15 protein-coding genes are annotated in these 23,867 nt (G+C 64.0%); 10 read left to right on the forward strand and 5 right to left on the reverse strand.

The features are described 5' to 3' along the window. Positions 1 to 10 precede the first annotated feature (10 nt). The 7 genes from tssH (at position 11) to WI26_RS01965 (ending at position 10,942) form a co-directional block, all read left to right on the forward strand. The gene (tssH, locus tag WI26_RS01940; protein ID WP_069225062.1) at positions 11 to 2,677 is read left to right on the forward strand and encodes a type VI secretion system ATPase TssH; all 2,667 of its coding nucleotides are present in this window, start codon (positions 11 to 13) and stop codon (positions 2,675 to 2,677) included. 44 nt (positions 2,678 to 2,721) lie between these two features. Further along, entirely contained in the window at positions 2,722 to 3,843 is a 1,122-nt protein-coding gene (gene tssA / locus WI26_RS01945) for a type VI secretion system protein TssA (protein ID WP_059465247.1), read from the forward strand. Between the two features lie 66 nt (positions 3,844 to 3,909). Continuing rightward, positions 3,910 to 6,591, forward strand: coding sequence for a type VI secretion system Vgr family protein (locus tag WI26_RS01950; RefSeq protein WP_069225063.1), 2,682 nt, complete (start codon positions 3,910 to 3,912; stop codon positions 6,589 to 6,591). A gap of 2 nt (positions 6,592 to 6,593) precedes the next feature. Then, on the forward strand, positions 6,594 to 8,090 hold the full coding sequence (locus WI26_RS32080; protein WP_069225064.1) for a hypothetical protein: 1,497 nt from the start codon (positions 6,594 to 6,596) through the stop codon (positions 8,088 to 8,090). A gap of 11 nt (positions 8,091 to 8,101) precedes the next feature. Continuing rightward, the gene (locus WI26_RS32085) at positions 8,102 to 8,899 is read left to right on the forward strand and encodes a hypothetical protein (RefSeq protein ID WP_155768727.1); all 798 of its coding nucleotides are present in this window, start codon (positions 8,102 to 8,104) and stop codon (positions 8,897 to 8,899) included. Positions 8,900 to 9,276: 377 nt separating this feature from the next. Next, entirely contained in the window at positions 9,277 to 10,053 is a 777-nt protein-coding gene (locus WI26_RS01960; RefSeq protein ID WP_069225065.1) for a hypothetical protein, read from the forward strand. Between the two features lie 127 nt (positions 10,054 to 10,180). Further along, positions 10,181 to 10,942 carry a hypothetical protein gene (locus tag WI26_RS01965; protein ID WP_069225066.1) on the forward strand — a complete coding sequence of 254 codons (762 nt, stop codon included), beginning with the start codon at positions 10,181 to 10,183 and terminating at the stop codon, positions 10,940 to 10,942. Positions 10,943 to 11,103: 161 nt separating this feature from the next. Here WI26_RS01965 and WI26_RS01970 read toward each other — a convergent pair whose 3' ends face one another. From WI26_RS01970 to WI26_RS01985, 4 genes are all read right to left on the reverse strand, one after another. Then, the gene (locus WI26_RS01970; RefSeq protein WP_069225067.1) at positions 11,104 to 12,045 is read right to left on the reverse strand and encodes an OmpA family protein; all 942 of its coding nucleotides are present in this window, start codon (positions 12,043 to 12,045) and stop codon (positions 11,104 to 11,106) included. Positions 12,046 to 12,049: 4 nt separating this feature from the next. Beyond that, a complete protein-coding gene (tagF, locus tag WI26_RS01975) occupies positions 12,050 to 13,039 on the reverse strand; it encodes a type VI secretion system-associated protein TagF (protein ID WP_059465254.1) in 990 nt (329 codons plus the stop codon). Further along, the gene (tssM, locus tag WI26_RS01980; RefSeq protein WP_069225068.1) at positions 13,036 to 16,983 is read right to left on the reverse strand and encodes a type VI secretion system membrane subunit TssM; all 3,948 of its coding nucleotides are present in this window, start codon (positions 16,981 to 16,983) and stop codon (positions 13,036 to 13,038) included. Before tssM ends, tagF begins: the two co-directional genes overlap by 4 nt. Positions 16,984 to 17,284: 301 nt before the next feature. Beyond that, positions 17,285 to 18,130, reverse strand: a complete 846-nt coding sequence (locus WI26_RS01985; RefSeq protein ID WP_059465256.1) for a M15 family metallopeptidase — start codon at positions 18,128 to 18,130, stop codon at positions 17,285 to 17,287. 121 nt (positions 18,131 to 18,251) lie between these two features. Here WI26_RS01985 and WI26_RS01990 point away from each other — a divergent pair, with 121 nt between their 5' ends. Both WI26_RS01990 and WI26_RS01995 read left to right on the forward strand, forming a co-directional pair. Then, positions 18,252 to 19,214 carry a hypothetical protein gene (locus WI26_RS01990; protein WP_059510556.1) on the forward strand — a complete coding sequence of 321 codons (963 nt, stop codon included), beginning with the start codon at positions 18,252 to 18,254 and terminating at the stop codon, positions 19,212 to 19,214. Between the two features lie 205 nt (positions 19,215 to 19,419). After that, on the forward strand, positions 19,420 to 20,448 hold the full coding sequence (locus WI26_RS01995; protein ID WP_059539171.1) for a transporter: 1,029 nt from the start codon (positions 19,420 to 19,422) through the stop codon (positions 20,446 to 20,448). Between the two features lie 111 nt (positions 20,449 to 20,559). On the opposite strand, the gene WI26_RS02000 is transcribed toward WI26_RS01995, so the two are convergent. Beyond that, positions 20,560 to 22,728, reverse strand: a complete 2,169-nt coding sequence (locus tag WI26_RS02000) for a M1 family metallopeptidase (RefSeq protein ID WP_069225069.1) — start codon at positions 22,726 to 22,728, stop codon at positions 20,560 to 20,562. A gap of 644 nt (positions 22,729 to 23,372) precedes the next feature. Between WI26_RS02000 and WI26_RS02005 the strand changes: the two genes are divergently transcribed. Next, positions 23,373 to 23,867 carry an LEA type 2 family protein gene (locus WI26_RS02005; protein WP_059539173.1) on the forward strand — a complete coding sequence of 165 codons (495 nt, stop codon included), beginning with the start codon at positions 23,373 to 23,375 and terminating at the stop codon, positions 23,865 to 23,867.

Below are 23,867 nucleotides of genomic sequence, written 5' to 3' on the forward strand. Positions count from 1 at the left end.
GATCGACGCCATGAGCACGCCTCTGAAGACCCTGATCACGAAACTGAACCCGCTGTGCCGGCACGCGACCGAGCGCGCGGCGAGCGCGTGCCTGGCGCGCGGCCACTACGAGGTCGATCTGGAGCACCTGTTCCTCGCGCTGCTCGACGAGGCGACGGGCGACCTGCCGCTCGCGCTGCGTGCGAGCCGAGTCGATCCGCATGCGCTGCGTGCCGATCTCGAGCGCGAACTCACGCGCCTGAAGACGGGCAACACGCGCACGCCGGTGTTCTCCGTGCACCTGATCGCACTGTTCGAGCAGGCATGGCTGATTGCGTCGCTCGATTCGCAGCTCGGCCGCATCCGCTCCGGGCACCTGCTGCTCGCGCTGCTGACAGCGCCGGATCTCGCGCAATTCGCGCAGCGCATGTCGTCGCAGTTCGCGGAAATGAACGTGACGGACCTGAAGCACAAGTTCGACGAGATCATGGCCGGGTCGAGCGAGGCCGAGCCGCGCCAGGCGGATGCGGAAGACGGCGACGTCGCGTCCGCTGCCAACGGCGCGCCGGCGGCCGGCCCGTCGAAGACGCCCGCGCTCGACACGTACACGACCAACCTCACGCAGCGCGCGCGCGACGGCAAGATCGACCCGGTGATCGGCCGCGAAGCCGAGATCCGCCAGGCGATCGACATCCTGATGCGCCGCCGCCAGAACAACCCGATCATGACCGGCGAGGCCGGGGTCGGCAAAACGGCCGTCGTCGAGGGCCTCGCGCTGCGGATCGCGGCCGACGACGTGCCGCCGCCGTTGCGCGGCGTCGCGCTGCACGTGCTCGACATGGGTCTGCTGCAGGCCGGCGCGAGCGTGAAGGGCGAGTTCGAGAACCGCCTGAAGAGCGTGATCGACGAGGTGAAGAAGAGCGCGCACCCGATCATCCTGTTCATCGACGAGGCGCACACGATCATCGGCGCGGGCGGCCAGGCCGGCCAGAACGACGCGGCGAACCTGCTGAAGCCGGCGCTCGCGCGCGGCGAACTGCGCACGATCGCCGCGACGACGTGGAGCGAATACAAGAAGTACTTCGAGAAGGATGCGGCGCTCGCGCGGCGCTTCCAGGTCGTGAAGGTCGAGGAGCCGAGCGAGCCGCTCGCGGCCGCGATGCTGCGCGGGATGTCCGGGTTGATGGAGAAGCACTTCAACGTGCGGATTCTCGACGACGCGATCACCGAGGCCGTGCGCCTGTCGCATCGCTACATCAGCGGCCGCCAGCTGCCGGACAAGGCGATCAGCGTGCTCGACACCGCATGCGCGAAGGTCGCGCTCGCGCACAGCGCGACGCCGGCGGCGATCGACGACACGAAGAAGCGCATCGAGCGCATCGACGCGGAAATCGCGTCGCTGGAGCGTGAGGCGGCAGGCGGCGCGGCGCACGACGAGCGGCTCGGCGAGCTGCGCGGCGCACGCGACTCGGCGCTCGCGCAATTGACCGAGGACGAGGCGCGCTATGAAGCCGAGCGCGCGATCGTCGCCGAGATTACCGCGCTGCGCGAGACGCTCGACAAGGCACGCGGCCCGTCCGAAGACGGCGAGCTGGTCGACGTGCAGGCCACCCGCGAGGAGCTGGCCGAACGCGTCGAGGCGCTGCACGCGCTGCAGGGCGGCGAGCCGATGGTGCCGCTGCAGGTCGACGGTCACGTGGTGGCCGAGATCGTCGCCGCATGGACCGGCATTCCGCTCGGCCGGATGGTGAAGGACGAGATCGACACCGTGCTGAACCTGCAGCCGCTGCTGACTGCCCGCGTGATCGGCCAGGACCACGCGCTGGAAGCAATCGCGCAGCGCGTGCGCACCGCCACCGCGAATCTCGAGGATCCGAACAAGCCGCGCGGCGTGTTCATGTTCGTCGGGCCGTCGGGCGTCGGCAAGACCGAGACCGCGCTCGCGCTGGCCGACATCCTGTACGGCGGCGAGCGCAAGATGGTCACGATCAACATGAGCGAATATCAGGAAGCGCATAGCGTGTCCGGCCTGAAGGGTTCGCCGCCGGGTTACGTCGGTTACGGCGAGGGCGGCGTGCTGACCGAGGCCGTGCGCCGCAATCCGTATTCCGTCGTGCTGCTCGACGAGGTCGAGAAGGCGCATCCGGACGTGCTCGAGATGTTCTTCCAGGTGTTCGACAAGGGCACGATGGACGACGCCGAAGGGCGCGAGATCGACTTCCGCAACACGCTGATCATCCTGACGTCGAACGTCGGGTCGGCCGCGGTGATGCAGGCGTGCCTGAACAAGCCGGCCGAGGAATTGCCCGACCCGGACGCGCTCGCCGAGGCGCTGCGCCCGCAGCTGTACAAGACGTTCAAGCCGGCGTTCCTCGGCCGGATGAAGGTCGTGCCGTACTACCCGATTTCCGACGACGTGCTGGCCGAGATCATCGAGCTGAAGCTCGAACGGATCCGCCGCCGCATCGAGGCGAACCACAAGGCCGCGTTCGAGTGGGACGAATCGCTCGTCGACGCGGTGCTCGCGCGCTGCACCGAAGTCGATTCGGGCGCCCGCAACGTCGACCATATCCTGAACGGCACGCTGCTGCCGGAGATCGCGGGCCACGTGCTCGGCAGGATCGCCGACGGCGCGGCCATCGCGCGCATCGCGGTGCGCGCGGACGAGGCCGGCGAATTCGCGTACACGGTCGAATGAGCCGCCGCGCGCGACATCTCATGCATCAACGGATTCACTGAACCATGCCGATCAATCTCCCCGAGCTGCTGACGCCGATCAGCGATGCGTCGCCCAGTGGCGACGACCTGCTGTTCTCGAACGAATTCGACGCGATCCAGGACGCGCGGCGCTATGACGATCCGACGCTCGACCAGGGCGAATGGGTGACCGAGATCAAGGAGGCCGACTGGGGCTTCGTCGTCGATCGCGCGGGCGAGCTGCTGCGCACGCGCACCAAGGACCTGCGGCTCGCCGTGTGGCTGACCGAGGCGCTCGCGCTCGAGGACGGCATCACCGGCCTGACCGAAGGTTACGCGCTGCTGGAAGGCCTGTGCCGCGACTACTGGGACACAGTGCATCCGCTGCCCGAAGGCGACGACGTCGAATACCGGCTCGGCAATGTCGCGTGGTTGTCCGGCCGCACGGCCGAGCTGCTGCGCGGCATTCCGGTGACGGAGGGTGCGTCGAACGCGTTCACCACGCTGGACTGGGAAGTCGCGCAGCACGTCGCGCAGGCCGTCAGGCGCGACCCCGAACACGCGGACGACATCGCGCGCGGCAAGCCGTCGGTCGAGCAGGTCGATGCGTCGCGGCGTGTGACGCCGATCGCGTTCTACACGACGCTGCTCGCCAACCTGAAGGCGTTCGAATTCGCGCTCGACGCGTTCGAGGAGCGGCTCGTCGAGCGCGCGGGCGATTCGGCGCCGAGCTTCCGGCAGGCGCGCGACGCGTTCGAGACCGTGTACCGGCTCGTCGAGCGCTTCGCGCGCGAGCAGGGTTATACGGGTAGCGCGCCGCATGCGCCGTCGGCGCCGCAGGCGCAGCCCGAGCGTATCGAGCCGAGCTTCGGCGACACGTTCCATAGCGAGGAGACCCACGTGCAGTCGCAGACCGCTCCGCGTCCGCCGGTGACGCAGATGATCGCCGGCATCCAGAACCGTGCGCAGGCCGTGGACCAGCTGCGTGCCGTCGCGCGCTACTTCCGCCAGACCGAGCCGCACAGCCCCGTCGCGTATCTCGCCGACAAGGCCGCCGAATGGGCCGACATGCCGCTGCACAAATGGCTCGAGAGCGTCGTGAAGGACGACGGATCGCTGTCGCACATTCGCGAGCTGCTCGGGGTGAGGCCCGACGAGCAGTCGTAAGCGATGACGTTTTGACCTGAGAGCGCGGGCCCGGCGGGCTCGCGATGAACGAGAAGAAGGGTGACGATGAACGTGACCGAACTGGCGCAAGCGCTCCGCGGTGGCCTGATTCAGCAGGATCGCCTGCTGAAGACGGACATCCCGTCGCTGCCGAACAATGCGCTCGTGCCGCGCCGCGCCGTGACGCGCTCCGAGCTCGGCCGCGATTTCAGCGTGATGCTCGACCTGGTGTCGACCGCGAGCGACGTCGAGCTCAAGACGCTGATCGCGCAGCCGATCACGCTGTGGATCCAGCAGGCGGACAAGTCGTATCGGCCGATCAACGGTTATATCCACACGGCGCGCCGGCTCGGCGCCGACGGCAGCCTGTCGAGCTACCAGCTCGGCTTCGCGTCGTGGATGCACTTCCTCAAGTTCCGCAGCGACATGCGGTACTGGCAGGACAAGCCGGTCGACGCGATTCTCTCCGACGTGTTCGACATGCATCCGCAGGCGCGGGGCCAATACCAGTTCGCGCTGTCGAAGCCGCTGCCGTCGCGCTCGTATTGCCGTCAGAGCGAAACCGACTGGAACTTCGTGCATCGGCTGATGGAGGACGAAGGGCTGTTCGGTTTCTGGCGGCACGGCGAAGACGGTCGGTCGCATACGCTCGTCATCACCGACGACCTGCATGCGGTCGATGCACTGTCGCCGAATGCCGTCACGTTCGAACGCTCGGGCACGGGCACCGAAACCGCCGGTTTCACGCAATGGGCCGCGTCGCGGACGTTGCAAAGCACGCTGCACACGACGCGCACGTTCGACTACAAGTCGCCGTCGTCGGCGGGCAATCCGAACGGCACGTCGCTGCCGACGAAGGCTGGCCAGGGCGACCTGCCAGGGCAGGCGGAAATCTACGAATACACCGGCGCATACACATATCCGGGCCAGGATCGCGGCGAACACCTGTCGAAGATCCGCCTCGAGGAGTGGGAGTCGCGCGCGAAGCGCTTTTTCGGCGTGGGCGGCGTTCGCGGTATCGACGCGGGCCGGCGCTTTACGCTGACCGGTCATCCCGAGCACGGTCGCGATGCCGAGAGCGATCGCGAGTTCGCGGCCATCGGCGTCACGCGGTACATCGAGAACAACCTGCCGATTTCCGATCACGAAGCGACTTTCCCGCATAGCCTTCAGGGCCGGCTCGCGCAGGCGAAGGCCGCTCACGGCGAAGCGGCGGCATTCGAGGTCGGGCACGACGACGGCTCCGCCGGGTTCTATCTCGTCGAAGTCGAAGCGCAGCGCGCGAGCGTGCCGTATCGCAGCCCGTTCGAGCACCGCAAGCCCGCGATGCAGCTCGAGACGGCCATCGTCGTCGGCCCGAAGGGCGAAGAGGTTTATACCGATGAGCTGAACCGGATCAAGGTCATGTTCGTCTGGGACCGGCAGAGCGAGGGCCGCGAGAACGCGTCGTGCTGGATGCGCGTGGTGCAGTCCGATACCGGCGGCGGGTACGGCGGCGTGCATATTCCGCGCGTTGGCGAGGAAGTGCTGGTCGGCTATATCGGCGGCGACTGCGATCGTCCGATCGTCATGCACCGCGTATACAACGGGGCCGCCAAGCCGCAGTGGCACAGCGACGGGATTCTGTCGGGCTTCCGGTCGAAGGAGTACGCGGGATCGGGGCACAACGAGATGGTGCTCGACGATGCGACCGGGCAGAACCGCGCGCGCCTGTTCAGCAGCAGCGCGAATTCGCTGCTTCATCTCGGTTATCTGATCGAGCAGAACGGCAACACGCGCGGCGCGTATCTCGGTTCCGGTTTCGATCTGCGCACGGATGCTTACGGCGCGATGCGTGCCGGGCAAGGTTTGTACGTGACGACGCATCCGAAGCAGGCGAACAGCCAGCCGCTCGACGTGAGCGAGGCGAAGCAGCAGCTCGTCAACGCGCAGGGGCTGGTCGAGTCGATGTCGCAAGTCAGCGAGATGCATCAGGCGGAGAGTCTCGGCACGGGGCACGAGGCGCTGAAGCAGTTCGCGGACGTGACGCAGAACAGCGTGGCGGGTGCGAGCGCGGGCGGGGGCAGGACGGCTGGCGGCGGGACGGGGAATGCAAATGCGTTCAAGGAGCCGGTGATGCTGTTTGCGAGCCCGGCGGGGATTGGGATGGCGTCGCAGCAAAGCACGCACATCGCCGCGGATCGGCACGTGAACGTCGTGAGCGGGCAAAGTACGCATCTCGCCAGCGGGAAATCGCTGGTGGCGAGCGTCAAGGAGAAGCTCAGCCTGTTTGCGCAAAATGCGGGCATGAAGCTCTTTGCCGGGAAAGGTGCCGTCGAGATTCAGGCACAGAACGACAACGTCGAGATGGTCGCGCAGAAGACGATCAAGGTGCTGTCGGCGACCTCAACGATCGAAGGCGTCGCGAAGGAAGAGATTCTGCTGACTTCCGGTGGCGCGTACGTCCGGATCAAGGGCGGCAACATCGAAATTCATGCGCCGGGCAAGATCGACGTGAAGGGCGGACAACATGCGTTCAGCGGGCCGACGAGCATGCACAAGACGTTCAAGGCGGAAGGCAAGAAGGCAGACATGCGGATTCGCTATGTGGATGCCGACGGCAACGTGCCGCACGGGGAGCCGATCAAGTTCACGACGGAAGACGGGACCGAGCATAGCGTCGCGCTCGACGCGGAAGGCAAGGCGGAATTGAAGAACATCGATTTTGACGAGTTCGTGGCCAGTCAGGTCAAGCGGACGGGGGAGTGAACATGGGTGGCAAGGCGCTCGTTCAACATCAGGTCTGTATCGATCTGCCAGGGGAGCCGGTCAAGTGCGCGGCCGAAACGGAATTGACGGTGCTGTTACGCAAGCATCGGGATGTGGTATTCGACATCAAGCTTCAGGCCGGCGCGACCTATACCATCACTACGACGCACCCCGATCAACCTAACGGGCGCTTTTATGACACGAAGCGGAAGGCGAATGTCGGCAAGACGACGTTCAAAGATGGGGCGCCGTGCCACATCTGGCTGGGACGTACATTCGAAGGGAGTCTGATTCTAAAGCAAGGCGAGAAAGTGCTTGGGCACTATCCGATTGCTAAAATGGATTGCACCAAGGGCTGTACCGATGATCCGAAAGATAAGCCGGCGCCAGTTCTGATTGTGCTCCACAACGATAAGGAGTGGGCTAAGGATTTAATCCGGATCTCGGATGCCGGAGTTCTTGGCAATGCTGCTGCGGCGCCGTCCCTGATGTCCGCTTTGGACCGGGCCCGCCGGGCGCAATCTAACGGTGATGCATCCGGTCTACTGAGTAATAGTCCGTTTCAGTCGAAAACAACGATGGCGGAGGCAGGTAATGTTTTTCGCGGTGGGGCGTTAAACGTTTCCGCAGACGGGCGAGAAATAAAATACTCAGTCCATTTATTTTCAGTAAAGCGAAATGCTGGGGTGGACGAACCAATTTGGGTCGCCAAGTTCTTCAAGGAGGGTGACAGACCTTACGAATTCAAGGCAAATCCTCACGACGTTATATCAAGGAATTGGCTTTTGGCGCAGGTTGGGAATATCGGTGCGTATGTGAGGGATGCTTGGTATGGAAATGAGCCTTGGGCGAGAGATTTTTTCAAGAGGTCATTTTATTTGATCAAGCGAGGTGGTGAAACGGTGCTCGCGTTCTCTACCGTTCCGGAAGATTGGAAGACTCTAGGATTCCTACTGGTAGGTTATGCACGGGAAGTGCAGCCCGGTACCAAGTTGGCAACGATTGCTGGCGGGGCTGGATCATTGTCGTCGGCAGGGGCTGCAGCATGGAACGCAGCCAAGGGGTCCTTTTCCGGTAATGCATTAATCGCATTCTTTATTGGCGCGGGCATAGATACGGTTGTGTGGTTTTCGGACTCAAATCAGGATTTGCGCGACCTAATGGCAATATTGTTGGTGGATGCATTCAAAGCGGCATTGGTTGGTGCGGCAATAAGCCTGGCTAACGCCGGGATAGTCGCTATGGCTGCGGCGACGGGGGTGACTGTGGGCGCCTTGGCAATCGGTGGGTTTGTCCTGATTTTGGGCGTAGGCTTGCTTGTTGATTATTTTTTTGATGCTAGTGGCAAAAAATTTGTAAAGTTACTGTTTCATAATCCGAAGTCTATCGTGGACGAAATCGACGGTATGGTGCGTAGGGCGGGTAAGATGCTTGAGGAACAGCTTCCGAAGGACTACGGTGATTACTATTCCGGAACGCAATGGGCGCTGCTTCCTTGATTGAGCGATAATTGAAATTTTCGAGCTTTGATATGATGATGGGGTCAAATATTGATGGAGGTTCTGTCGATGACGGGTCTCCGATAGATTTTCACGGCAAGTTGGCTGCAATAGAGTTGGCTATTGGCTTGCTTGTGGCTGGAATATATTACGTGTTTTCTCAGTTGGGGGTGATGGCGGCCTCGGTGTGGAAATTAATTGTAATTGTTCAGTTGTTCGTATCGACTATTCTGTTTATCCATTACATCGCGAATCGGAGATCTCGAAGGCTTTGGATTGAGGGGGTTGTTTCGCTATTTGCTCTGGCTCCGTGGCTGATGATCTCGCTGGCTTGGTTGTTCTACATATTGTATATTCCAATGTCGGTGGCTTTAAAGAGTTTGGTGATTGCAATTTGCTTTGCTGTCATTGGGTGGCATTCATTTAAGGTTTGGCGGGATTTTGATTCTGCTGCAAAAAAAGAATCGGTCGTCAACACGATTTACTATGAAAGTGGTGGGAATCTTGTGTTTAGAAATTCATTGGGCGGGTATATTGATCAATTAACCTCGAGGAATCCGTTGAAAGGATCCCTGCTTGCGATGATAGGCTATTCTTTGCCATTTGCTGCGGCATTTGGATTGAGTGCAAATCATATTTTTGGTGAAAACGTGGGTCCTCATGTGTTGTGTGTTGTTTTGTCGATTCTTGGATTTCCAATGACCGTATGGATTTTTGGGAATGCCTTTGTTCGGTCAATTTTTTTTCGGGTTTACTTGCCGTTGAAGCTTGAAAAAAAGACCGGAAGGAAGGTTGTTGTTTGTTCGTGAGTGTTGTGGTTGCGGGAGTGTAAAGAGAGGTTTCGTTGAAGCTGTGCCGAGTGATTTTCAAAGCGAATTCGCTCGGTGGCGCTTTCGTGACCCAGTCGCGTATGTGCTCGGTTTTTATAGTTTGTGGATGATGCGCTCCGCCTGAACACTGCCGCCGACAGTACGCCCGCGACGTTCGTCGGCTGAACATATGCATGGCGCGATGACAGCGAGCGCCAGTGTATGGGTTCACAGGTCATCGCCGTGGCAACGGTAGCCGCCTGTGCAAGCCATTTGGTATCGACGTTGGCAATTCCGCTCGTCCGCTGGTTGTCTACGGAAAGCTATGTGAAATGCATGCCCAACAATCCGAGCACGCCGATGTTTGGAGCCCTGCCATGAGGAACGAGGCCGTCGCTCACAGCGCGGAGAAATCGCTGTCACCGGCCGTCGCCCAGGCTGTCTGGATCGGGATTCTGCTCAACGCGTTGGCGGTTGCACTCGCGTTTACCGCCTACAAATTCGATTACGGTGTTTCCAGCCTGCCCGGCCAAATCAGTGTCGCGATTGCTGTGGCATGCGTGGCGACGCCGGTGATTTGCTGGCTCGTGTGCCGGGGCACGAAGAAATTCATCGTCTATGGATGCCTCCGATTGATCAGCTTGCTGTCGGCCTATGCGTTGATCGGGATCGCCTTTTACTTTTACTACTTCATTTTCGCCCCGATGCCGGTTCTTGCCCGGATCGCCGGGTTGGTGATCGGTGGCGGGCTCAGCGTCTACTGGCTGGTGTTTTCCTACGTCGCGCTGACGCGCCATATCGAGCAATCGGATTTCGAGGGCAGGGCTTTCGACGTCCTTGACGGTGCGATCGTCTGCCGGAAGGACTTCTTCGAGATTCTGGACGCCACCTACGCCGAACGCAGCCCGTTCGTCAAATGGCATTCCTGGATCGTCATGGCGCTTGCGCCATTCTTTCTGGTACTCAGCCGACTGCTTTCGATGTACTTTGGGACAGGGGGCGTGCTGTTCTTTGTCGCGGCCATCACATTCCCTGCATCGCTCTGGTTGATCGGCGTCATGATCAGGGTCGGTGTGACGATGATCCAGTTGCCGAATGCGATGGAGCGAAAATACCGGAAGCCGGTGGTGATGGCGCCTGACGCATCGTTCTAGTGGGGATAGGGCCGGTGACTTCCGTCAGCGCGACGGAACGAACTCGGGCCCTTAACCGATGCAACAACAGCACGTCAAACCATGTGATACGAACGCGGGTGACACTCAGCGATGTCGGGGCTTATGTATGAGCGGTGTTGATCGGCTCCGGCCTGATCACGTACTGGCGATGGTGCGGAAAGCCGTGCCGCTGTGTATGGCGTTGCCCTTGCTTGGCGCAGGGATATCGTACGCTGCCTATACGGACGAATTGTCGATATCGACCTGGCCGTGGAGGATCGGCGTTCTGGTTGCATTGGGTTGCTGTACGGGACTCCTGCTCATCCATTTGAGGTACCGCGGCACGAACGAGTTGTTCGCCTACGGACTGGTCATGTCGCTGGGCACGTTCGCGACGTACTACTTTTTCGGCATATTCGGATACTTCTGCTTCTTCATATTTGCGCCCATGCCCGCCTTGGCGCGTTGGCCGGGATTGAGCGGCGGCATCGTGCTGAACATTTTCTGGGCGGCAATCGCGTACCGAAGCGTGTGTCATACGGTCGAGGCAACGCCCTTTGTCGGCAACGTGTTCGATGATCGAGGCGAGTTCGTCGTTTATGACGTCCAGCGTGGAGTGACGGAGTTCGAGCGGCATCACAAGGAGCCTTCCGCCATCCCGAAATTCGGCCGACATATCGTGTTCGGGCTGGCGCCGCTTTACCTGATACTGGGTCGCCTGCTTTCGTCGGGTTTCGGGGCAAACGGCGTGCTGCTGTTTTGGGCCGTAATGAGCATGCCGCTGGCATTGCTGTTTGTCAGCTTGTTCGTGCGCAACTACGTATTGATGATCGCCTTGCCCAAGCGGATCGAGAAACAGCGTGGCAAGCGTGTGCTGGTGGCCGAATAGGCCGCGTTTTCCTGCGGGCGAATGTTGCGTGATGTCGAACGTATCATCTGCAACGAGCGACGCAGGCCACGATCTGTCGGCCCTCGCCGCCAGAAAATCAGATCGCTTCTTGCTCGTGCCGGAATCGGCCGGCGACCCGTGTACACGGGTCGCCACTTCGGTCACTGCCCCACCCTGAACTCGATCCTTCGATTCCTCGCCCGCCCCTCCGCCGTATCGTTCGGCGCGATCGGCTGATCCGGCCCGACCCCTGTCGTCGTCATCTGCTGCGGCGGGACGCTCTTCGTGATCAGATACCCCTTCACCGCATCCGCGCGCGCCTGACTCAGCGCGATGTTCGACGTCCGGTTTCCCGAGTTGTCGGTATGGCCGATGATGTCGACGGTGCGGTTCTGCAGCTTCGACAGCGCGGCCGCCATCTGGTCGAGAATCTGCTTGCCTTGCGGCGTGAGCGTCGCGCTGCCCGTCTCGAACTCGATCGTGCGATTGGCCAGCGTCTGGTCGAGCAGCCCCTGCTCGGAAGCCGACACGCGCAGCCCGTTCTTGATCGTATAGGTCGGGTTCAGCGTGTTCGCCATGTCGCTCGCGAGCTGCTGGCGCTGCGCCTCGTTGTGCACCTCGCCCTTCATCTCGATCTGCGTGCCGTTGATCTTCAGCTGCCCCTTGCTGATCTGCTTGAGCTGCGCGCCGAGCAGCTTCTGCACGTTCGCGCTCCAGTTCGGCGGCGTCGCGACGTCGCCGACCTCGATCTGGTCGACCACGTTCGTCGCGCCGTAGGTGTCGCGCAGTTTCTGCAACACGGCGGCCTTGGTTGCCTCGTCGGGCACCTTGCCGCCGACCACCACCTGGCCGGGCGTCGCGTTTGCGGGCGGCGGCGTGATCGTGCCGGCCGTGCCGTGCACCACCGTGCCGGATGCCGTGCCCGGTGCGGCGCCGGCGTTCGGCGTAGCGGGCAGGGCGGCGGCTGCAACGGTGCCGTTGCCGACCGGCGTGACGGTCGCGCCGCCGGTGTTCTGCGCGCAGGCCGCACCGCTGGCGAAGAGGCCGGCGGTCGCGAGGGCGACGACGAAGGGCGACAGGCGGGCGTGAGTCGTGCGTTGCATCCGGTCAGCCTCCGATGAACGCTTCGCGGAACGCGTCGATGGCGACGCGCAGCGAGAGTTGCGGTTGGTCGAGATAGCTGACGAGCTTGCTGATCCGTTGATCGTTTTGCGCATGGGCGTCGATCCATTCGGGATCGTCGATGTCGATGTTGTGGGCGGCGTAGGTCTGCGGGTCGACGACGCTCAGCAGCGTCTTCGACGACGCGCCGTTGAAGCCGATGATCAGCCGTTCGCGCTCGGCGATCGTGCCGATGAAGATTGCGAGCTCGAAGTCGGCCTGCGCGACGAACGGCGCGATCAGTTCGAGCCAGAACGCGGCGACGAGGCTGCGATAGAACGGATCGACGGGCAGCGGCAGCGTCAGGCCGCGCTCGATGTGCGACGAGCCGCTTTGCATCACGGGCCGCAACAGCGAGCCGAGCGCGAGCATCGCGCCGCGCAGCCGGACCGGATGGCCGCTTTCGAGCAGCATCTGCTGCAGGCCGTACAGCGACTGGTGTTCGATGAAGTCGTTGAAGGTGCCGTCATGCGACGTGCCGGGGCCGCCGATGTCGATCGGCACCTGCGTGTCGCCGAGCGCCTGCAGCGCGCCGGGCGGCTCCTCCTTCGCGAGCAGCGGCGGCATCTGCGCGGCGACGCGCGACCACAGCCGGGCGAACGCGAGCGGGCTGCGCGCGAGGAACGCGAGCGGCCGGTCGACCTCGAGCGCGGTCGCGCCGAGGAACGGGAAGCGGCGCATCGACACGTCGTGGCTCGCGACCATGTGGCCCGCGATCGCGAGCTTGCTGCGCGAGCCGAGGAACGCGAAATGCATCGGCTTCGCATCCTCGTAGACGATCTTCCAGCGTGGATCTTCCGCGAGCAGCTCGAGCGCCTGCGCGATCCAGCGATCGAGCGTCTGCAGCAGCTGCGGGTTGTGCGGGCTCTTCACGAAGTCGCCGCGCGACGGAATCTTGCCGAAGTAGGCGATCTGCGCCTGAACGGTTTGCGTCATTGCGCCCCCTGTGCATTCGTTGCGGCGGCGGCCGCGACGGCCGGTGCCGGTGCCGCGGCCGGCGCGCCCGTGGCGGCCTGCGTCGCGTTCTGCGCGGCGCCCGCGCTCGCGTCGGCGACCGACGACGGCAGCTGCAGGCCGCGCAGGCTTTGCTGCTGCGGCTGGTCGCCGCCGCCGCTCGTCGGCTGCGACGTGCTGATGATGCGCATCGTCACCGACACGTTGACGCTGCCTTGCGCCCACGTGAGGTCGAAGGTGCCGTCCGGGCGGCGCTTGCGCTGCGCCGAGTTGATCAGCTTCTCGAGACCGTAGCGGCCCGGCTCGTTGACGAGCTGCACGGTGCGGCCGTCGAAGGTCGTCGCGGACAGCGTCGCGCCGGGCGAACCTTGCGGGTTCGGCCACACGAAGTTGGTCCACTGCGGCGGGGTGTTGCGGTAGCGCAGCTGCTGCCCGTCGATCGCGATCGTGTATTCCGTCGTGCCCGTGCTCGGCTGCGGCAGGATCTGGAACACGGTCTGCGGTTCGGCCGCCGCGGCCGCGCCGCCTGCGGCGCCGCCGGAAAGCGGCGCGACCCAGCGCGCGAAGCCGTTCGTGAAGTCCGGCGTGAGGCCGATGCCCATGTCGCCCCACGTGCGGGCCGCGAGCGTGTCGCCGCGGCGCACCGCGAGCGGGCCCAGCGTCGTGCCGACGAACTTCGCGATCGCGCCGTCCGGACCGAACACCTGCGCGATTTCACCGGCGCCGGCCTCGACCTTCGCGTTCGCCGCGAACGGATACTTGGTCGCGAGCGAGCTCTGGAACGGCTGGTAGACCTGCGCGTTCCACACCTTGTTGACTTCGGCGCTGGCCGGCTGGATCACCACCGAGAACGCCTGCATCAGCGGGCGCACCAGCAGCGGACGCAGCGACTTGCGTTGCGAGTCGGTCAGGCCGGTCAGCATCTGCTCGTCGACGAACTTCAGCGAATCGGCGAGTTCCGAGCCGTTGCCGTCGAGCGTCTGCTGCATCAGCTGGCGCGCGCCGGGGCCGGGGTCGCCCTGGTTCTTGATCACGTTGAAGCGCGTACGGACCTTCGACAGCGAATCCATGTAGCCCTTGAGCATCGACGTGCCGTCGTGCGTCGCGACGATCCGGGCGAGCCCGATGAACTCCTGGCCGATCGGACCCATCGGCACCTCGGCCGGATTGCCGTTGATGTCGATGTTCGCCGCCGCCATCTGGCCAGCCTGCGAGCGCGTGAACAGTTGCTTGACCCAGTTCACGACGCCGGTCTGCGCCTTCTTGATCGCGACGTTCGCCAGCGACGGGTTGTCCCACGAGGTCTGGTCGTACGCGGTCTCGAGGATCTTGCGGATCGGCGAATCCTGCGGGTCGCCAAGGCGGTTCATCCCGTCGACGGCCTGCCCGAAACTCGTGAAGCCCTGCACCGCGATGCCCTGCATGAACTTCTGCCAGTGTTGCGCGTATTCGGTCTTGTACATCCCGACGAGCGTCTTCTGGATCTGTTCGGGGCTGCCTTCCAGCGTCAGGTCGTCCTGCGTCGACGTGTTGAGCACCCAGTCCTTCGCCTGCAGCTCCTTGGTCGCCGCGTCGCGGATCGCCGGCTGCACGTAGTCGAACCACGCCTCGCGCGTGAACGTGCCCGGAATCGCGTAGCTGCCGGCGACCAGCCCCTGGTTGCCGTCGCCGACGATGCGCGCGATGGTCATCGGCGCAAAGCGGGTCGACGCGCGCGCCTTGATTTCCTCATAGACGCGCTGGCGGGCCGGCATGCCGCGCACGACGCGGCGCAGGTTCTCGCGGGTCTGGTCGACGAGCGCGAGGTTCGCGTCGATCATCGGCCAGTCGTCATCGTTCACGCGCGCGAGGTAGAACGAGATCATGCGCTCGGCGCTCTTGATCATCTCGTCGCGCGGCATGTTGCCGCGATTCGTCTCGAGCCAGCCGCGCCAGAAGCGGGCCAACTGGTCGGTCAGGTGCGCCTGTTCGACGTGACGCTTGTCGGACAGCATCAGGTAGGTCTTCAGCGCGTTGTACGCGTCCTGCACGTTGGTCGGCGACGCGTCGCTGTACAGCCCGCCTTGCGGTGCCGCCGCCTGTTGGGGCGCGGCGGCCGTCGCGGCGGATGCGCCTTGCGCGGCGCCGGCGAGCGGCGTGGCGCCCGGCGGGTTCGTCGACACGGGAATCGCGCCGGCCTGCACGGCGCCCGATTCGGGCGGGCGCGTCATCGGCACGAGCTGTTCGGGATGCGCGTTCACGTCCTTCATGAACGACGCGAGGTTCTGCGAGACCGGCGCCAGCAGGATCTGGCGCACGCCGTTGTAGTACTCGGTCAGCAGATGCTGTTCGAGCCGGTCGCCCTGGTACAGGCCGAGCGACACCGACATCGGCTTGTCGCGGCGGAACTGTTCGAGCTGCTCGATCCGGTCCTCGAGGATGTCCATCGCCTGCAGGCGCGACTGCAGATCGTTGCGGCCCTGCTGCAGGCGCGTGACGTTGTCGAGGTCGGCCTGCACGTTCGCGACGAGCTGCTGGTTGCCGATCGTCGACCACGTCCAGCCGCCGAGCGCGAGCGCGAGCGCCGCGACGAAGCCGAAGAAGGTCGCGTAGCGCAGCCGGGTCTTGGTCGGGCTTGCGAACTGGCGCACGGTCTGGCGGTCCGCGAAGATCACCTTCGAGAACAGGTCGCGCAGGAAGAAGCCGTTCTTCGAGAACGCGCTGTGCGGCTTCGGCAGCGCGGTCGCGTCGAGACCGAAGCGCTGCGCGATACGCTGCGCGGCGGCGCTGTTGGTTTCGCCTTCCTGCAGCGCGCTGGTGAAGTAGAAGCCGCGGAAGATCGGTTTGTACTGGAACGGGTTGTTCTCGAACAGCGTCGCGAGGAACGCGCGCAGCGACGGCTTGATCGTCGAGAACTCGAGCGGGAAGCTCAACTGGCCCGGCGACAACTGATTGCCGCGCGACAGCGACAGCTGCGCGACGCTGATTTCCTTCAGCCCTTCGTACAGTTCCTCGAAGTGTGTGTCGAACTGCGCAACGACGTCGCGCTTGTCGTCCGGCTCGTAGGGCAGGGTGGCGCCCCACACGCGGTCGTATTCGTGCTTGTCGCTGCTGCTGAAGAATTCGGTGAAGCCGGTGATCAGGTCGGCCTTCGTGAACATCACGTAGACCGGCGCGAACACTTCGAGCTTTTCCGTCAGCTCCTGAACGCGCTGGCGGAGGTTTTTCGCGAGGTTGATCGCGAATTCGGGGCGGTTGCCGGTGAGTTCGGCGATGCTCGCGGTCACGATGATGCCGTTGATCGGCGCCTTCGGGCGATAGCGCTTCAGCAGGCCGAGAAAGCCGAGCCATTCGCTGCGGTCTTCCTCGTGTACCGAGTAGCGGCCGGCCGTGTCGAGCAGGATCCCTTCGGTCGTGAAGAACCAGTCGCAGTTGCGCGTGCCGCCGATGCCGTGGATCACGGCGCTGTTCTTGTCCGCGAACGGAAACTGCAGGCCGGAGTTCAGCACCGCGCTGCTCTTGCCGGCGGCCGGGTTGCCGATCACGATGTACCACGGCAGCTCGTACAGCGCGGAGCCGCCCGACACCTGGCCGATCTTCGACGTCTTGATCGTCTTGACCGCGTCGGACAGGCGCGTGCGCAGCACGTCGAGGTCGGCGGTTTTCGTGTCGGGTGCGAGCGCGGCCGCGGCCGGCGCGGCGATCTTGCCGGTTTCCGCCTGCTCTTCCAGCACCTGGCCGAGCTGCTGGTTCGCGCGCTTCACGCGCCAGCGGCGCACCAGCGCGACGCCGAGCCACAGCACGAGGATTGCCGCGAAGGCGATCGCCGCCCACAGGAGCGGCAGCTGCAGCATGTCGGCGACGATGAAGAGAATCGCCGCTAGCGCGACGATCCCGACAATCGAGAGCGTACGCGGATGAGTCAGCACGTTGAGGATGCGTTGCATAGGACGTTCAGGTTCCGGTGCGATTCGGTGAGGCGACGCAGGCGCGCCGAGCGGCAAGCGTGGCGCCGCGATGTGTCGCCATGCTGTCAAACGGGATGAAAGGGGCTGGCATCAATGCGCCCGCGGCATCGGAGAAGGCGCGCGCAATAATGAAAGGACGCTGTGAGAATTTAAACGGAAGCGGCGGCCTGAAAAAATCGCGCAACGGAATGCCCGATCGATTGCGCCGCCCAAATCGTTTCCTGCCGGGTGATTAAAAAGCCCCATGCCGCCCTCATTATTTCTTGTCCGGCAGCCCTGACTAGCTGCCGCGTCCCAGTTTAAAACCGGGTTTATGGTATTCCACGTGTCCGAGGTCCATCATTTTCCATCGGCCTCCCCAGGTCAGGCCGACCTGCTCGGCAACCTGTCCGTACAACTGGTAGCCGCGCATCGCCCAGGGATCTTTCTCGGAAATGACCAGCTTGCCATCGCGCAGAAATGCGTTGTCGGCCGCGAGCCCGAACTGGTGATAACTCTGGAAGGCTGCCGCATTGGTCACGTTGGTGCCCATTTGCGCGAGCCGGTTCTGACGTTCCGGGCTCCGATAACCTTCCAGCAGCGCCATTTCGTAACCATATTGTTCGTGCATGATCTTGTAGACCAGCAGCAAACGCGTGCGGAAATCGGGATCCAGCAGATTCCAGTCGCGGCTCGCATCCTTCAGTGCCGGCCGCACCTGTTCGACTTCCTTCGTGGCAAAGACTTCCGGCGGCAACGGCGGGGGCGGCACGAGTTGTTCGCCCTGCAGCAGCGCGGCGATCTTCTCGTCGGGCACGCGCGCCGTGTCGTCGTACTGAAACAATTGCCGACCGCGTAACGCAATGGCCACCAATGGCGGCGTCGCAAGAATACCTGCCGATACCATAATCATCAAGCGCCGCCGAATCAGTAAATTTTGCACATCGCTTAATGCGCCGCGCGTAACGGTTGCCGATTTAACAATTTGACTTCGCGTGCGTGCGGCGCGATCGTTCGCACGGCGCGTCAGGCGACCGTGAAACTGGGCGACGGATTCGAAAACCGCCGCACGGATACCCGGTAAAAGCAACAGTGCCGCAACCGCGACGGCAAGGGCGAAATAGGCGACGAGTGCGACGGCAATCAACGAAATCCCCGGAAATTGGAATTGATTGTGTTTTGCAATGCTTGCTCTTAGAATCAGGCTGCTTTGAGAGGCCGGGCTATATTATCGCGGTGAATTAAACCAGGATTCAATGAGACGCTGAATGAGTGCGCCGGAAAATTCAAATTCGAAAACCCCGCCGAGCCTGCTGTCCGATACCAAGCCGGCAGGCGAGGGCGGACCGCAGCAGTCGCGCATTCTCGCGAATCTGGAAGGACGTGTCACGCCGCCGGCCGAAGCGCCGCGCCGTTCGCTGAAGGCGCCGATCGCGGCCGTCGTCGCGCTCGTGGTCGCCGTCGGCGGCTGGGGGGCATGGCGCTGGCAGCAGCAATCCGGCGAGCAGGCCGTCGTGGCCGCTGCGCCCGCGCAGGCAGCGGCGAAGGCCGCGGCAGCCAGCGCCGCCGCCGTGCAGGTCGCGCAGAATGCCGCGTCGGCCGCTCCCGCCGCGCAACCGGCCACGATCGTCAATGACGATGCGGCGTCCCAGACCGTTGCGTCCGCATCGGGTGCGTCGGGCGCGGACAACAGCCGCTTGTCGCGCGCGCTCGCGAACGGTGCCGACGATGCATCGGGCGCGGCCACGGCTGGCGCCGTCGCCGCGACGGCCGCCGCCGCGGCGACGACGAAATCCGCGAAGGCCGACGCCGCGCAGAGCGGCAAGGTCGCCGCGCGCAGCAAGGCCGATGCGAAGGCCGACGCGAAGGCGGAGGCCCGCAAGCATCACAAGGAACAGCAGGCGGAACTCGCGCAGGCGAAGAAGCGTCGCGACGCGACGACCCGTACCGCGAGCGCGAAGGCCGCCGGCAAGGACGACCCGGATGCGGACCTGCTCGCCGCGCTCGTCGCGCGCACGAAGCCGGCCGACAAGAAAGTCGCCGCGCAGAAGGGGCAGGTCGTGCCGACCAGGACGGCCGCCACGACGGGCGGTTCGCTCGCGGCGCGCGTGAAGGAGTGCTCGGAGCGCGGCTTCTTCGAGGATCAGCTGTGTCGCTGGCGCGTCTGCGACGGCCACTGGGGCAAGGATCCGGCCTGCCCGAGCGCCGCGCAGTCGGAGACGCGGCAGTAACCGGGCGTCACGCCGGCCAGCCTGTCGAACATGCGCCGCCCGATGGGCGGCGCATTGCTTTTGGGGCCGGCTGACGCCGCACGGCCGCATGTGACGGCGTCACGAGACCGTCACATGCGTCGGGCATACGTTTCCTTTCATTTCCCGGCGTGGCGCCGCGAGGCGCGATGCGCGACGCGATGCGCGCCGCACGACCTTCGACACGATGGACCTGATCGTACAGACTTACGGCGCCGATACGTCCGGCATGGTGTGCGGATTCCGCTTCGTTCCGGGCGGATCGGGCGCGATGCTCGATGCCGACGCGGCCGCCGCATGGCTGCGCACGTGCCGCGAGCACGATGCGGCCGCCTCGGACGATTTCGTCTGGCTGCACTTCAATCTCGCGCACGGCGCGAGCGAGCGCTGGATGCGCACGCACCTCGGATTGCCCGACAGTTTCTTCGAATTCCTTCATGAAGGATCGCGCTCGACGCGCATCGAGCAGGAGGACGGCGCGCTGCGCGCGATCGTCAACGACGTGATGTTCAATCTCGAGCTGACGCCGTCGGAAATCGCGACGCTGTTCGTCCACGTCGAGCGGCGCATCATGGTCACCGCGCGGCTCAAGCCGCTGCGCTCGGTCGACACGCTGCGCGCGTGCGTGCGCGACGGCGAGCGGTTCCGTTCGCCGGCCGAACTGCTCGTGCACCTGCTGCGCGACCAGGCCGACCTGCTGATCCAGATCATGCGGCGCACGAGCATCGACGTGGACCGCATCGAGGATCGCTTCCTGTCGCAACGGCTCACGTCGAATCGCGTCGAACTCGGCGCGATGCGCCGTACGCTCACGCGGCTGCAGCGCATGCTCGCGCCCGAGCCGGGATCGATCTTCCGGCTGCTCGCGAAGCCGCCCGCGTGGCTGCATGCCGAAGACGTGCAGGAGCTGCGCGAGTCGACCGAGGAGTTCTCGCTGGTGCTCGCCGATCTGTCGGGGCTCAACGAGCGGATCAAGCTGTTGCAGGAAGAGATCGGTTCGCGTCTCGACGAACAGAACAACCGGACGCTGTTCACGCTGACGCTCGTGACCGTGATCGCGTTGCCGATCAACATCGTCGCGGGCTTCTTCGGGATGAACGTCGGCGGCGTGCCGTTCTCGGAGAACAAGCACGGGTTCTGGCTGATGGTGCTGCTGGTCGCGGGCTTTACCGCGCTCGCCGCGTGGTGGGCGTTTCGCCGGCGCGACGATCGCTAGCGGCCGTCACAAAAAAACAGGCCCCGCATCCGGGGCCTGCCGAAGGACGTGAAAGATCGAACGCCGTCCGGCGCCGCGAACTGCGCGGCACCGGACGGCCGGACCACGACGTTACTGAACCAGCGTCTTGCGCGGCTTGAACATGCCCTGGTAGCGCAGCGACGGACGTTCCTTCACCATCGGTGCGATGCCGCCGAAGCTCGGCGTCTGGCGCAGCTTCATCGCGGCCGGCGACGCGACCGAGCCGATCGACGTCGAACGCGAAGCCGGCGCGAGGTTGTTCGCGACGAGCAGCGCGGCCTCGCTCTTCAGGTTCGCGAGCAGCACCGGATCGGTCGAGCCGTTGACCTGCGTGAGCAGGCCGCTCCACGCGGCGTCGCTGTAGTTCACGACGTAGTAGTCGAGACCGCTCGGATCCGCGACCACGCCCGTGCAGCCGTCGATCCGCGTTTGCGTCTGCGTATCCTTCAGCGCGAGCGTCGTGCGTTTCGCGAGACCCTGGCCGTACGCGAGCGTGATCGGCACCGTCCACTGCAGGCCCGGATACGCGTTCTTGTTCGGGAACGGCTGCTGTTTCAGCGTGACGATCGTCTGGTTCTTCGTCATGTCGCACTGCGTATCGAGCGAGATCAGCGGCACGCCCGTCTGGCGCACGTAGCTATCGCCGATCGGGCCGACCGGCTGGCCGCTCGCCTTCGACAGCGCATCCCACAGGCGCTTCGGCGTGCCGTTGCCGAACGAGTAGTCGACCAGGTATTGCTGCAAACCCTTGCGCAAGGTTTGCTCGCCGAGATAGTTCTCGAGCGTCTTCAGCACGTGGCCGCCCTTGTCGTACGTGAACGCGCTCGCGCTCAGCACGAAGTCGTTCGACGCCCAGTCGTTGAAGTTCGGTGCGACCGGGAACGCGTTCGGGCCGATGTCGCGATTGATCACGCGATACTTGTTCTTCACCTGGTCGAGCCAGCTGAACTCGTCGGGGAAGAACTGGATCGTCGTCTTCGTCTCGAAGAACGTCGCGAACGATTCGTTGAGCCAGACGTTGTCCCACCAGTCGGTCGTGACGAGGTCGCCGAACCACTGGTGCGCGACTTCGTGCGTCAGCACCTCGTTACCGTAGTGCGACATCGGCTGGCCCGGTTGCGGCAGGATATCGTCGGCGAACTCGAGGATCGACCCCCAGTTTTCCATCCCGCCGAAGTTCAGGTCCTTCTGTTCCTTGAACGCATCGTTCGCGGCGACCGTGTCGAACTTCGTCAGCGGCAGCGGGATGCCCGTGTAGCGGTAGTAGAAGTCGAGCGCCTGCTTGGTGCGGTCCATCGCCGGCTTCGCCCAGTCGCTCATGCCCGGCGGCGTGAACACGCGCAGGTGCAGGCCGCCCTTGCCGCCCGGCAGCGGGCTCGAGAAATCGTCCTCGTAGGTGTCGAACATGCCGCCGCCGAAGAACAGCAGGTACGACGGCATCGGCGGCGTCTTCTCGAACTGCACGAGCTTGTAGCCGCCGCCGACGTTGGTCGACGGCTTCTCGGCCGCGTTCGACACGACGCGCCAGTTCTGCGGCACTTCGGCCGTCACTTCATAAGTCGGCCGGAATGCCGGCTCGTCCCAGCCCGGGAACCACTGGCGCGCCAGGTTGGTTTCGCCCTGCGTGAGGATCGCGCCGCTCGTCGTGCCGTCGGTGGCCTTCAGGTCGACACGGAACACCCCTTCCGCGGCCGAGCAGCCCGGATACGGATCGTTGCCGCAACTGCCGCCCGTCTGCGTGGCCGGATCGTCGTACGACTTGAAGTTGATGATGCCCGACCACTCCATGTGCAGCGAATAGTTGCCCGGCGCGATCGTGCCGGCCACGGGGCGCAGCTGGTAGAAATCGCCCTTGTCCTGCGGCGTCGCGATCAGCTGGATGTTGCCCGGTTGCAGCGTGATGCGGCCGTTCGTGAACTTGATCCGGTGGCCGGCGATCACGATGTTGTTGACCGGCTTCAGCACCTTGATCTCGACATCGGCGCGTCCGTCGAACGCGTTCAGCGCGTCGTTCGGGCGGAACCACAACCGGTAGTTGACGGGTACCACGGTGTCCGGCAGCTCGACAGGCGATACGCTCTTGTCGACGTTGGACGCGCTCGGCGGCGTGTTGGCGGCGGGCGACGAGCTCGAGTGCGGCGCGCCGGCGGAGCTGAGTGCGGAAGCCGAACCGACGCCGCTGTCGTCGCCGCCGCACCCGGCGAGCGCGAGTGCGGCGATCAGCGGCAGGTAACGCATCTTGTGAATGTTGATCGACATGACTGAAACCTCGATTGTTGAAAGAATCGTTCAGTGCTGCGAAAACGCCGGCAAAAGAAATCCCTCGCCGTTAATCAACAGCGACGAGAAATGCCAATGACGGATTATTCGAAAAGACGGCCGGCCGACTACGTGAAGGTAATCATGGTTTACTGCCCCCTCTGTGTTTCCGGATGTCGGTTAACTTGCCGGTTCAAAATGGCCGGGCGCGTGTTGTACTGAATTGATTTCGCGCGCACGACACGGGGCCGCCCGCCCTGCGCGGGCGTGCATTCCCCCTGAACCGACGACCCACGGGGCTGGCCGTGCCAGGCCGCAGGACGGAAGGACGGCATGTCGCCGTTCCGTAAAATCGCCGTCATGCGGCTTGAAGGTTTGTCGGCCTGCTCGAAGGATGCGTAAATATACTTGATGGTTTTGGGTAAAGGAAACGAAAAAATTAGAAAGTGCTTCTATTGGATTTTTTGCGCGCCATTGAATGCCGGGAAGCATTAATTCGCTTTCCATTCGACCGTCTTTTTCCGTAGTTTTAATCTATTAACGATCTCGGCGGCGAGCGAAAACTACGAATCAGGGCGGAGCGTGGCGCGCTCGGTACAATGCAGCGACGATCCGTCGATCGATTGACGCAAGGAGGCCAGCCCATGTCACGAGCCCTGTTCCGTATCGCGCCGCTGCGCGCCATGCTGCTGCTGTTCGCCGCCGTCTTCGCGCTCGGCGGTTGCGCGGGCCTGACGCGCGAGCCGGTGAGCGTGACCGTCGCCGGGCTCGATCCGCTGGTCGGACAGGGCCTCGAGATGCGCTTCAGCCTGAAGCTGCGCGTGCAAAACCCGAATGACGCGCCGATCGAATACGACGGCATTTCGGTTGCGCTCGAACTGAACGGCACGCCGTTCGCAAGCGGCGTCAGCGATCGTTCGGGCGTCGTGCCGCGCTTCGGCGAGGCCGTGATCGACGTGCCCGTTTCCGTGTCGGCGTTCGCCGCCGCGCGGCAGGCGTGGAACCTGCCCGGCGCGGCTGCCAGCGGCGAGTTGCCGTACTCGCTGCGCGGCCGGCTCGCGGGCGGCGTGCTCGGCACCGTGCGCTTCAGCGATGCGGGCACGCTGCGCATGCCGGCGATGCCGGGGTGGGGCGGGTAG

This window comes from Burkholderia diffusa (genome assembly GCF_001718315.1).
Taxonomy (GTDB): Bacteria; Pseudomonadota; Gammaproteobacteria; order Burkholderiales; family Burkholderiaceae; genus Burkholderia; species Burkholderia diffusa_B.

Coding starts and splice junctions, on each gene's coding strand:
- WI26_RS01960 (WP_069225065.1), top strand. CDS start 9,277: ATGAGGAACGAGGCCGTCGCTCACAGCGCGGAGAAATCGCTGTCACCG.
- WI26_RS01950 (WP_069225063.1), top strand. CDS start 3,910: ATGAACGTGACCGAACTGGCGCAAGCGCTCCGCGGTGGCCTGATTCAG.
- tssA (WP_059465247.1), top strand. CDS start 2,722: ATGCCGATCAATCTCCCCGAGCTGCTGACGCCGATCAGCGATGCGTCG.
- tagF (WP_059465254.1), bottom strand. CDS start 13,039: ATGACGCAAACCGTTCAGGCGCAGATCGCCTACTTCGGCAAGATTCCG.
- tssM (WP_069225068.1), bottom strand. CDS start 16,983: ATGCAACGCATCCTCAACGTGCTGACTCATCCGCGTACGCTCTCGATT.
- WI26_RS02000 (WP_069225069.1), bottom strand. CDS start 22,728: ATGTCGATCAACATTCACAAGATGCGTTACCTGCCGCTGATCGCCGCA.
- WI26_RS32080 (WP_069225064.1), top strand. CDS start 6,594: ATGGGTGGCAAGGCGCTCGTTCAACATCAGGTCTGTATCGATCTGCCA.
- WI26_RS01965 (WP_069225066.1), top strand. CDS start 10,181: ATGAGCGGTGTTGATCGGCTCCGGCCTGATCACGTACTGGCGATGGTG.
- WI26_RS01990 (WP_059510556.1), top strand. CDS start 18,252: ATGAGTGCGCCGGAAAATTCAAATTCGAAAACCCCGCCGAGCCTGCTG.
- WI26_RS01995 (WP_059539171.1), top strand. CDS start 19,420: ATGGACCTGATCGTACAGACTTACGGCGCCGATACGTCCGGCATGGTG.
- WI26_RS01970 (WP_069225067.1), bottom strand. CDS start 12,045: ATGCAACGCACGACTCACGCCCGCCTGTCGCCCTTCGTCGTCGCCCTC.
- tssH (WP_069225062.1), top strand. CDS start 11: ATGAGCACGCCTCTGAAGACCCTGATCACGAAACTGAACCCGCTGTGC.
- WI26_RS02005 (WP_059539173.1), top strand. CDS start 23,373: ATGTCACGAGCCCTGTTCCGTATCGCGCCGCTGCGCGCCATGCTGCTG.